10 protein-coding genes are annotated in these 9,873 nt (G+C 63.7%); 4 read left to right on the top strand and 6 right to left on the bottom strand.

Annotated elements, in window-relative coordinates; translation table 11 throughout:
- Nucleotides 1-155: 155 nt before the first annotated feature.
- Together AAF358_23235 and AAF358_23230 are read right to left on the bottom strand one after the other, a co-directional pair.
- A complete protein-coding gene (locus tag AAF358_23235; GenBank protein ID MEM7708488.1) occupies nt 156-1,220 on the bottom strand; it encodes a hypothetical protein in 1,065 nt (354 codons plus the stop codon).
- Nucleotides 1,217-1,801: a hypothetical protein gene (locus tag AAF358_23230; protein ID MEM7708487.1), complete on the bottom strand. Its 585-nt coding sequence runs from the start codon at nt 1,799-1,801 to the stop codon at nt 1,217-1,219. The genes AAF358_23235 and AAF358_23230 overlap by 4 nt, the downstream gene beginning before the upstream one ends.
- A 218-nt stretch (nt 1,802-2,019) precedes the next feature.
- On the opposite strand from AAF358_23230, the gene AAF358_23225 reads away from it, so the two are divergent.
- Genes AAF358_23225 through AAF358_23210 form a run of 4 tightly spaced genes read left to right on the top strand, consistent with a single transcriptional unit; the run spans nt 2,020 to nt 6,327 of the window.
- Nucleotides 2,020-2,730: a 2OG-Fe(II) oxygenase family protein gene (locus AAF358_23225; GenBank protein MEM7708486.1), complete on the top strand. Its 711-nt coding sequence runs from the start codon at nt 2,020-2,022 to the stop codon at nt 2,728-2,730.
- Nucleotides 2,727-4,316 carry a putative 2OG-Fe(II) oxygenase gene (locus AAF358_23220; GenBank protein ID MEM7708485.1) on the top strand — a complete coding sequence of 530 codons (1,590 nt, stop codon included), beginning with the start codon at nt 2,727-2,729 and terminating at the stop codon, nt 4,314-4,316. Before AAF358_23225 ends, AAF358_23220 begins: the two co-directional genes overlap by 4 nt.
- Before the next feature lie 8 nt (nt 4,317-4,324).
- Nucleotides 4,325-5,785 (top strand): 2OG-Fe(II) oxygenase, encoded by a 1,461-nt coding sequence (locus AAF358_23215; GenBank protein ID MEM7708484.1) that lies wholly within the window; start codon nt 4,325-4,327, stop codon nt 5,783-5,785.
- Nucleotides 5,782-6,327: a 2OG-Fe(II) oxygenase gene (locus AAF358_23210; protein MEM7708483.1), complete on the top strand. Its 546-nt coding sequence runs from the start codon at nt 5,782-5,784 to the stop codon at nt 6,325-6,327. Before AAF358_23215 ends, AAF358_23210 begins: the two co-directional genes overlap by 4 nt.
- A 46-nt stretch (nt 6,328-6,373) precedes the next feature.
- Here AAF358_23210 and AAF358_23205 read toward each other — a convergent pair whose 3' ends face one another.
- The 4 genes from AAF358_23205 to AAF358_23190 all read right to left on the bottom strand — a co-directional run bounded on the left by AAF358_23205 (nt 6,374) and on the right by AAF358_23190 (nt 9,753).
- Nucleotides 6,374-6,961 (bottom strand): 2OG-Fe(II) oxygenase, encoded by a 588-nt coding sequence (locus AAF358_23205; protein MEM7708482.1) that lies wholly within the window; start codon nt 6,959-6,961, stop codon nt 6,374-6,376.
- Nucleotides 6,954-8,114, bottom strand: coding sequence for a 2OG-Fe(II) oxygenase (locus AAF358_23200; protein MEM7708481.1), 1,161 nt, complete (start codon nt 8,112-8,114; stop codon nt 6,954-6,956). The genes AAF358_23205 and AAF358_23200 overlap by 8 nt, the downstream gene beginning before the upstream one ends.
- The gene (locus AAF358_23195; GenBank protein MEM7708480.1) at nt 8,111-8,794 is read right to left on the bottom strand and encodes a putative 2OG-Fe(II) oxygenase; all 684 of its coding nucleotides are present in this window, start codon (nt 8,792-8,794) and stop codon (nt 8,111-8,113) included. Before AAF358_23195 ends, AAF358_23200 begins: the two co-directional genes overlap by 4 nt.
- Nucleotides 8,795-8,925: 131 nt before the next feature.
- The gene (locus AAF358_23190) at nt 8,926-9,753 is read right to left on the bottom strand and encodes a TonB-dependent receptor (protein MEM7708479.1); all 828 of its coding nucleotides are present in this window, start codon (nt 9,751-9,753) and stop codon (nt 8,926-8,928) included.
- Nucleotides 9,754-9,873: the final 120 nt, after the last annotated feature.

Genomic DNA, 9,873 nt, shown 5'->3' with positions numbered 1-9,873 from the left:
GGCCGGCCCCCGCGGGTTGGCGTATTTGGGGGTTAATTTTTGGGGTTCCGTGCTTGTGGGGTTCCTATAACGGGCACTTTTTTTTAACTGGCTCCTTTAACTCTCACCCCGGCGCATGACCCCGGCGCATGTGACCCCGGCGCATGCAGTGCTTGCTAGAGACCAACCTCAGCGGCAAACATACGGTTAAGGATGTCCTGCCACTGCGCCGTTTGTTCGGCTAAAGTGCCGCCGAGCTCCACCACCTGGCCCTGCGTCTCGAGTTTCGTCGGCTCCATGCGGAATACAAAACTGTCCATGGTCTCGCGCACCGTCTGCTGATAGAGCTTGAGCTCACGCAGCTCGCGGTAAAGGGCGCGTGCGCTCTTGTCACGCGAAGATTTTCGCGCGGACTTTTCCCGGTAGGTGGACATCAGCGAGTCTGACTCGAGCAGCGTCTTGCGCCAAAGGATGTAAGTGGGCTGGATGTCGTCGAAAAAGCGGCCAAAGTTTGGATCCACCGCGTCAGCGAATAAAGCCTGCGCCTCGGCGATTCGGTCGAGCTGTGCAAACAGGGGGTCTCCCTCTGCGGGGAGTCGATTGACCTGATAAATGCCCTCAGTCTCGGTCAGGTAGTTGCCAAAGGCGTCGGGCGCAAACGTTCCCGCTCGGCGCAGCGTCGCGACCGTCAGGATGTTGTCCAGCGTGCCCAGGGACAAACTGTTGCGAACCGCGGCCAGATCGCCCTCCACCCGCCGGAAAAGCTCCAGGAAGGGCTCCTGGCCGCCTGCGTAGTTCTTAGCGTCAGCCGTTTGCTGATACACCTGATCCAGCCAGACTCTGCCGGTAGCGTCTGTGGCCTGAATGGCCAGCGCTAACTGCTGCGGGGTTGCGCGCTGGATCTCGCCGCGAATGACGAGCTCAGAACCGGCAGAGGCATCAGCCAACATCCGCACTGGACCCCATTGGGTCGACTCCTCGAGCAGCTGCCTCAGCAGGTAGGCCTGATAGCGTCCTTCCGCGTCCCTCACGTCCGACGCCATCGAGGGCACGGCGGAAAACGGCAGGACCTCAACACTCAGCAGGGCTTCCGTGGGCAGTTCGCTTCCCGGACCTGCGGCCAGCGCCCAGGGCGCAAGCTGAGGCTGGCTAAGACTGATGCTCGGACCAGCCAGCAGGAACGCAGACAGCGCCGCAGCCGCGACCGGTGTGGCCGCGCGTTGTAGACGACGGAGGGTCAAGGCTTAGCGCCCCCCTCCGCGTTTCGAGCCCGGACGCAGGACTTGGTGCCCGCGACGGTGTACCGACAGTCGAACTCCTCCGGCAGCGGTTCGAACCGGGTGTAAACCCGATTCAGCGTGAACGAGCGGGCGGAGCCGCGCCGGCGTACGGTGGTTGCGACGTTAAGACGCTCGCCTGCCGGCCCCAGGGTCAGCCGCTGCACGATATCGAGCCGGTCGGGCAGCGCAAAGCCAAAGACCAGCTGATGTTGATCCCAGCCGCAGACCTCGTTGCCCAGCGGATCCACCAGGCCGAACGCACTGTCGCCGCCGAATTCGCAGGTCAGCGGAAAATCGTCGTCCCGGTTTACCTCAATGCTGTATTCGTCCTGCTCGATCTCGACCACCTGCGTCTGCGAGATTTCGTCTGCCAACCGCACAAGTTCCAGCGAGGGCAGCACCGGAAACGGTCCGCGGTCGTAGCGGCTCTGGGCTCGGCGCGCTTTGGCGATGGCAATCAGCCTGAGCAGCTCCGCGTTTTCTTCCACGCGATCGCTCGCCTGGTAGTTCAACTCCCAGAAACCGCTGAAATCCACAGGCATCGGAGGATCGCTCTTGAGCGCGGGCTTCACCGGGTCACGGGCACAGCCCACGAGAGCCGTTAGCAGCAAAAGCCCAAGACAAATTGCATGTCGAACCATTGTGGACGTACTGCCCCTCATGGCAGATGAGACTACAGGAAATCCCTAAAAGTTGCGTGAATCCCTATGTTAAGAAGAGTGAGGTAAGATCGCGCTGTGTCTCCGGCCTGCAAGACAACTTGAGCGTTATTCCAGACAATCCCGACACCCAAGAAAAGGCGGCTCGCGAGCTCAGCCAACAGGGATATACGCGCTTGCCGGGATTCCTGGAACCCGAATTTGCTGAGCGGCTGCGCCGCTGCCTGCTGGACGAGGTCCCCTGGACCCTGGCCTGCCGCACGGAGGAGGGCTCTCAGACGATCCCCAACGATCGCTACACCTCGATGGGTGAGTATGCCGCTGAGACGCTTTATTCGTCGATTCAGGCGGCTGCGAGCACCGATTTTGGCTTCGCCTACGAGTCCTACATGATGGTCCCGGCTTATCTGGAAAAGCGCGACCCCGGACTGCTGCTGCACCAGCTGCTCGAATTCCTTAATCATCCGCAAACGCTAGCCCGGCTGGCCGCAGTAACCGGTGACAGCACGGTCGCTCGACTCGACGCCCAGGCGACCTGCTACCGGTCGGGCCACTTTCTTCGCTACCACAATGATCTGGCTGAGGGAGAGTCCCGCCGTTTTGCCTTTGTGCTCAACCTCAGCCAGAACTGGCAGGCCGACTGGGGTGGACTACTGCAGATTCTCGATGGACGTCACGAGGTTGTGGCGACGCTGATGCCGGCTTACAACAGCCTGACGTTGTTCCGCGTACCTTTGGAGCACTGCGTGTCGATGGTCACGCCGTTTGCGACTGAACCCCGGCTGGCGATTACCGGCTGGCTCCGGCAGTGACGGCTGATCCGCTGGCCGCCGCCGAGCGGGCCTATCGTCAGGGGGACTCCCAGGCGGCTGACCGGCTGGCTGCTGACTCGAGCCGACCCGAGGCCCTGCAGTTCCGAGCGATGCTGGCCATGCAGGCCGGATCGCTCGACGCCGCGTCAGGATTTCTGGCGACCTACCTCGAGGCACGCCCGCAGGACGCCAACGGCTGGCACAATCTCGCCCTGGTGGCCAGTCAGCAGGGTTCTTTGGAAAAAGCGGCTGACGCCTGGCAGCAGGCCCTCAAGCTGAAGCCGGATCACCCACCCTCGCGGGCTGGGCTTGACCAGCTGCTGGTATCGCGGGTAAGCGCGCTGCTGCGACAGGGCACTCCAGCGCAGGCGCTGGCACTGCTGGACCAGTATGCGGCTTCACCTAGCGCGCTGCTGCTTGACGCCCGCGCGGCGGTCCAGCACGGCCTGGGGCAGGGCGACGACGCAATCGCCCTTAGCCGCCGCGCGGTTGCCCTGGAGCCGGGGAACGCTCGATTGCGTGCCAACCTGGCGGCTTTGCTGTGTGGGCAGACCGATCCGCAAAAGATTTCCGAGGCTGAAGGCCTTGCGTCCGAGCTGCTCCGGCAGCGTCCGGATCACCCAGGGGCAAACCACTGCCTGGCGGTCGTTTGTCGAAAGACCGGTCGGCTAGCGGACGCGGCGCAGCATGCCGCTCGCGCGGTGCAAAACGAGCCGACGGTCGAACACTGGCTCACGCTGGGGGACGTATTGGCGGAGCTCGAACCCCAGCGGGGTATCGCGGCCCTGAAGCAGGCCGTTGCCGCCCACCCACAGGCAGCCGAGCTCTACCGTCAGCTCGGGATCGCGCAGCTGCGGGCAGGCCGGCCGGACGAGGCGCTCACCGCGCTCGATCAGGCTCTGTCGCTGGATCCCGCCGACCAGCGAACCATCGCACACCGTGCGGTGGCCATGATGCTGACTGGAGGCGGTGAGGAAGCGGTCGCCTGGCTGGGGCAGCCAGCCTACATTCGGCAGGTTCCACTGGCGTGCCCGTCGGCGTTTGCGAATCTTGCGGCGTTCAACAAAGCGCTTGCCAACGACATTGCCCGGCACTCGAGAATGCGGTGGGAGCCGGTGGGGCTAGCGGCTCGCAATGGAGGCCTCACCGATGACCTGACCGCTGACCAGACGCCGGCGATTCAGGGGTTTGAAGCCAGTCTCAGAGCTGCGATCAGCGACATGATCGCGTGCCGACCCCGGGCTGCGCCGTTTGAGGCGGCGTTTCCCGGTGAGCCTTTTCGGCTCAACATCTGGGCGACGCTCGTCCACGCCGGCGGCAACATCGATACCCACATTCACGAGGACTCATGGCTGTCGGGCGCTTACTACGTGCAGCTGCCGCCTGGCACCGGCACCGAGGGTGCCATCGAATTCGGGCGCCCGCACGCAGATCTGCCGCAGCTCCCGGAGACCGAACCTCATGTGATCCAACCACGGGAAGGGCAGCTGCTGCTGTTTCCGAGCTACCTGTTCCACCGAACGTTGCCACATCGGCACGACACGTCGCGCATCAGCATTTCTTTCGACGTCTCGCCAGCCTTATAGTACGCGGCATGACGGCGATACCCTCCAACAACGCAGCCGTGGAGCTTGCGCAAACGCGGGAGCTCGTGTCGCAAGAGGCCTTCGGCAGCGAGGGGTTTGAGCGCGGCGTCCAAATCTTGTCGCGTCGCGCCGAGGCAGGCGACGTGGACGCGCAGCTGCTCCTGGGGCACCTCTGTTGTCAGTTTCCCGGCCTGCCCGACGCACCCCATCGCGCGCTGACCCTTTATCGTGCCGCCGCCGAGCGCGGTCACCCGGAGGCGTTGATGCGGCTGACCGACCTCGCGATGTTTGGGTACGGCCACCCGCGTGATGATGACGCGGCATTTCGCTATCTCAGCCGACTGGCGGAGGCGGGCTATGCCACCGCCTTGTGCCAGCTTGCGCTGCTCCATTCCTCAGGTATCGGGTGCGCGGTGGACGAAGCGGCTGCCGTTACGCTGATTCTGCGAGCCGCGGCCCAGGGGGAAACGCTGGCCTTTGCGCTGCTCGCCGAGCGCTATCTTGACGGTCGAGGTGTCGCGCGGCGCCCCGACCTCGCGTGGGCCTGGCTCGACCTTGCATGCCGGCGTCACTTTCCAGCCAGCGACCGTCGCCGCCGCCAGCTTAGCCTGGTCCTGACCGATACTGACAAGAGCGCCGGGGATGACGCGGCACAAAAGCTGATGGACAACATCCGCAGCCTGGGGCCGGCAGCCAACGCGATCGCGCTGCCGGAGAGTGATCCTGGCTACGCGCAGCGGTTTGCCCAGGTGGTGGCTGAAAACTTTATGCAGCTCTCCGACGGTGATCTTTCGCTGGACCCGGCCGTTCGAGGTGAGGGTGTGGGTCCTCCGGCCCGCGCAAGCGTGTCCGCTGAGCCGGTGAGCTGGGAGCCACGCGTTTTCCGGGTGAGGCGTTTCGCCGATTCCCAGGAACGCCTCTTTCTGCTGGCCGCCGCAGCGGGATCGCTGGTCAGCACGGGGGAATCGACTGGCGCAGACGGCGGTGGCGAGGTGGACCCGTTCGATGGCGACTGTGCCGTTTTTGCCCCCCACTTGGTCACGCCGATCGTGCGTATCATTCAGCGACGGTGGGCAGCGTTGCTGCACATCCATGAACAGCACTTCGAGCCGATGTCCGTCCTGCGCTACGGCAAAGGCCACGAGTACAGCCCGCACGTGGATTACTTTGACTCCCGAAGGATGGCGGCCCACCGCAGCGTCGGCGATCTCGGTGGTCAGCGGCTGATCACCGGGCTGGTGTATCTGGTGACTCCCGACGGCGGCGGCGAAACGGAATACTGCGTTGCGGGTCCGCGGGTGGACGGGGCTGACGGTGACGCGGTGTTTCACTTTAATTCCGGGGTTGACGGTCTACCCGACGCTTTGTCCCTGCACCAGGGGCGTCCGATTACCGAGGGCGAAAAATGGCTGTCCCGGACGGCGGTCAGGGAAAACAACCTCTATCTAAACCAGGAAACCGTGCTGTGAATCGCCGGCTGACAGAACTGGTGCGGGTTTACGACAACGCGCTTCCGCCGGATTTCTGTGATCAGACCGTGCGCGCCTTCGACCGGGCGACTGGCGCTATGCAGCGCGAAGACGGTGTGCGGCAGTTCGATGAGCTGGTGATCGACGGGAGTCCCGAGTGGGCCTACAGCAATCTGCAGCTGGAGCAGGCCAAGGAGCAAGCGCTGAGCCGGTACTGTGCCGAGGTCCCTGGTCGCTACCCCGACGAGCGCGACTTCGAGGCATTCCGGATCAAGCGCTATCGTGCAGGGCGCGAAGATCAGTTTCGAGAACATGTCGACGCGTACGATCGGATCTCGGGGCTGCGTTACCTCGTCTGTTTCTGGTACCTGAACGACGTGGAAGAGGGCGGTGAAACTCTATTCACGGAGCTGGATCTGAAGGTTCGGGCGCGTCGCGGGCGGCTTATCATGTTTCCGCCTTACTGGATGTACGCGCACGCGGGCCTGGCGCCGTTCAGTGGCGACAAATATATCCTCAGCACCTATTTTCTTTACTGCTGAAACGCTGAACGGCGGCGCAGCGTTGACGAACCGGAAGCGCTTGAGCTCAGGCGTCTGGCTTCACCGGTTCGAGCTTAAACGCGAGCGTATAGCGCGGCTGGGTGCAGATGCGGTTCGGCGGTCTGCCGCAGTGACGGAGCTCGCCGTCAAATAACACCAGCCGCCCGGGCCTAGGGCTCGCGACAAACTCTGCGTCGCCTTTGGCGTTAAAAAACAGCGTTTCTCCGCCCCACTCGATATCCCAGCGATCGGCAACAAACCACAGGGCTGTCAGTTCACCCGCGCCCGGCATGCAGTCGGTGTGGGTAAATAGCATATCGCCGTAGCCCGCGTAGTTGGTGTAGGCCCGATAGACGGCATAGTGACCGCCCATATGGCGAGACGCGACTTCGGTGGCAGCAAAGAAGGGCAGATTTCGCGCCGACTCGATGGTCATGTTGTTGGCCCAGTGTCGGTACTCCGCCGTATCGGGCCTGGCGATTTCATTGTGTTGAAACGGGCTGGTGTCCAGGATTTCTTTGATGCGGCTGACAATCGGCAACGGCACCAGGTCATCAAAAACGGCGATTCGCAGTCCGTCTACGGTGGCGCTGCGCTGCGGCGTTGGAACGATCGGCGTTGTCTTGTCACTCATGGCGAAAAGGTCGGTCTCGAAACCATAAGGTTGCCAGCCACTTCTCACCGTCGATCACCGGCGCACCGGCGTGCAGGCTGTTGCGGTCGATGCTGCCGTCGCTGAGCGTGTTTCGGAAAAAAACCGCCGTTCCCGCCACCGGCTTCACCTGGGACTGGAAACGGGGAAACTCGGTTTCGCCGCCGGCCTGCGGTGTGCTCAGGTAGCTGAAGGTGGTGGCGACACGCTGTCCGCGGCGCCTGATCTCCTCGCCGGCCTCGCCGGACTCCGGATCGATGTAGTCGAAGTGTTCCCGGTACTCCTGCCCGGCGCTGTAGCGCAGCATCGCAAAAGGCTCCGCGTGGTCAAAGGGGAAACCGGCCTGCAGCGCCAGCCGCTCCTTGACGCGGGTAATCACGATGTCTTCCTGTGCAGGGTGAAAGCTCCAGCCGTAGCTGGTCCGGGTGGTATCGAGCACGGATTCGCCGGTGACCGGATGCACCGTGTGGGAGGGGAGCAGATCGGGACGGGCCGTCTCGATCAGGTAGGCACACTCCAGTGGCGTCAGCAGGTCAGGGTAGACGCGCAGCGAAAACGCGGGGTCGGGCACCTGCGGTGTGGCCAGCGCGGCCGGCTCGAACGTCAGCGCCTCCAGCTCGTCCCAGCGTCGCTCGGCGGCTTCCGCAGGTGGTGCCTGGCCAAACAACACCTGCGCGCGCGAGTCTCCCGCCGCGGCAGCGCTGGCTAGCAGCTCGGCGCCGAGTTCGGTGGCCCCGAGCTGATCAGCGATGAGTGCGTAGTTGAGGAGCGCCGCCGGGAGCCCGCTGCGTGCCGCCTTGGTCAGAAGCGCGGCAGCGGCATCCGTATCGCGCGTCAGGCCCTGGCCACGGTAGCAGGCGTTTGCCAGCTCAAATTGACCGTTGGGATCTCCGGCATCAGCCGCGCGGCGAAAAGCATTGAGCGCATCAACGGTATTGGCGGCGATGCCCAGCCCCAGGAGGCTTTGGCGGCCCAGTTCGACCTGAGCTTCGTGGTAGCCGTTCCGCGCAGCCCGGCCCAGCCAGCGACGGCTGCGGCCGTAGTCAGCCTCGTCCGCGTAGTGTCGGCCCAACGCAAATTGCTGGGCCGGATCGCCCGCGTTGGCCGCCTGCCACAGCGCCTCAAAGTCACTCACGGGTGAGCGGCTCCCACGGCATGTTTTTCCGCTTCGACGTTTTTGATCCAGGCGTTAAAGGCCACCACAATCCGCTCGCCCGGTCCGGTAAACGGGGCCACGTCGTGCATCAGGAAGGAGGGAAAGATCACCAGCTGCCCGGCTTTGGCCGGGAAGGTCAGAACGCCCGGTGCCCAGGGTTCGACCCAGGTATTGTTGCCGGCGTCCATGTACATGTTGATCGAGTTTCGCGGATCATGAAATCGCAGCGTGCCGCTGTCGGGGTTATCCGGGTCCTGGCCGCCGGCATCCACGCAGTAAACGCCCGACCAGGAGGCCATCGGGTGGTTGTGACTGCCCATGTAGCCGCCGGCGCGGGTGATGTGAAACCACGCGTGATTGAAAATTTTCAGGGGGCTTAGATCCACGGTGCCGTTGACCTGCCTAAGCGCCTGGCCGAGCTGCGCGAAACAAAACTGTTTGAGATGCTGGACGCACGGCTCGGTCCAGTTGAATACGGTGAACACGCTCTCGAACGTGTTTACCTTCAGGGTGGGTACCGGGTATTCCTCGGTGAACTCGCTCCCGCGAGCTTCCCGATCAAGAAACAGGGCACGCAGCTCGCGATTGAGCGCTTCGCAGTTGGGCATTTGCACCACCAGAAACGGGCAGGCGAAAGCGGGTCGGACGACGTCGTTCATGGCGTCATGGTTACGAGCCGGCCATCAAATTGCAACAGGGAAAGCGGGGTTTATTCAGCTAGCGATGCGAACGCTGGCGGCGCTCGGTGGCTGGCGAAGAATCGAGGAGGGGTCGGGGCTGGTGGAGCCGGTTACAGGTCCTGGCGATAACGGACGTAAGGCACGCGACCGAAGAAATTCTCCAGCTCCGCGTCGCTCAGTCCGTTGCTGGCCGGAGCCGGATTGTTTAGGACGTTGCGAGCGCCGACGCTCAGGCTTGCGTTCCACGGTGTCCGCCAAGCGAAGCTGACGTCAAACGACGTCCACCCAGCGGTTTGTTCGTTACCGTTGACCACGTCGAGGTAGCGGCTGGTCAGGTCTCCGCGAAACGTGCCTTTCTGCCAGCCCAACCCAAACGCGGCAGCGTTGAGCGGCGTTTCTGTCTGTGCCGCGCCGAGCGAGTATTCGAAGTCGGCGAGACGGGATACCTGCAGGCCCAGCTCCAGATCACCCCAGTTCCCGGCGCTGATGTCACAGGTCAGGCTGATATCGACGGCCTCGGTGCTGCCGAGATTCAGGCCGCTTCCGGCGGTGCTGAACCACACCGGCGTGATGTTGGTCGGGAGCTGGCTGTCGCTGCTGAAGTAGTCAACGTTGAGATTGAGCGCTCGGCTCACCTGCCAGCTTGCGCCCAGTGCGTAAGCCTGGAGCGAGGATTCTGACGCGTTGGCGCTGACCGCCGGCGCACAGTTGTCCGCTTCGGCACACAGCAGCATGCGGCTGCCGTCGGTCTGCTGATAGCCCGCGCGCAGCGACAAAGAATCGACAGGCCGCCAGATGCCCTGGGTTTGAGCCACCGGTGCACCGGGTGTCGCCGGAACGGCCACCTGAAGCTGAAGGCGTCGTCCTACGGCAATGCCGAGGGAGCCGGGGACGGGCAGGGGCTGGTTGGATTGCGGGTGGTCAATCGCGTAAATCATGGGCTCGCCAGCGGATGGGGCTCTGGGCTGCAGCAGCATTTTTTCGCTGCTCGGCGCCGGCTGCCCTGGCTGCGCGAAAACGGAACCACAGCTGAACGAGCCCGCGACAAGAAGCGCGGC

This window comes from Pseudomonadota bacterium (genome assembly GCA_039033415.1).
GTDB lineage: Bacteria > Pseudomonadota > Gammaproteobacteria > Xanthomonadales > SZUA-38 > JANQOZ01.
The sequence above is the reverse complement of the archived record's forward strand: the minus strand, read 5'-3'. Positions and strand labels throughout refer to the sequence as shown.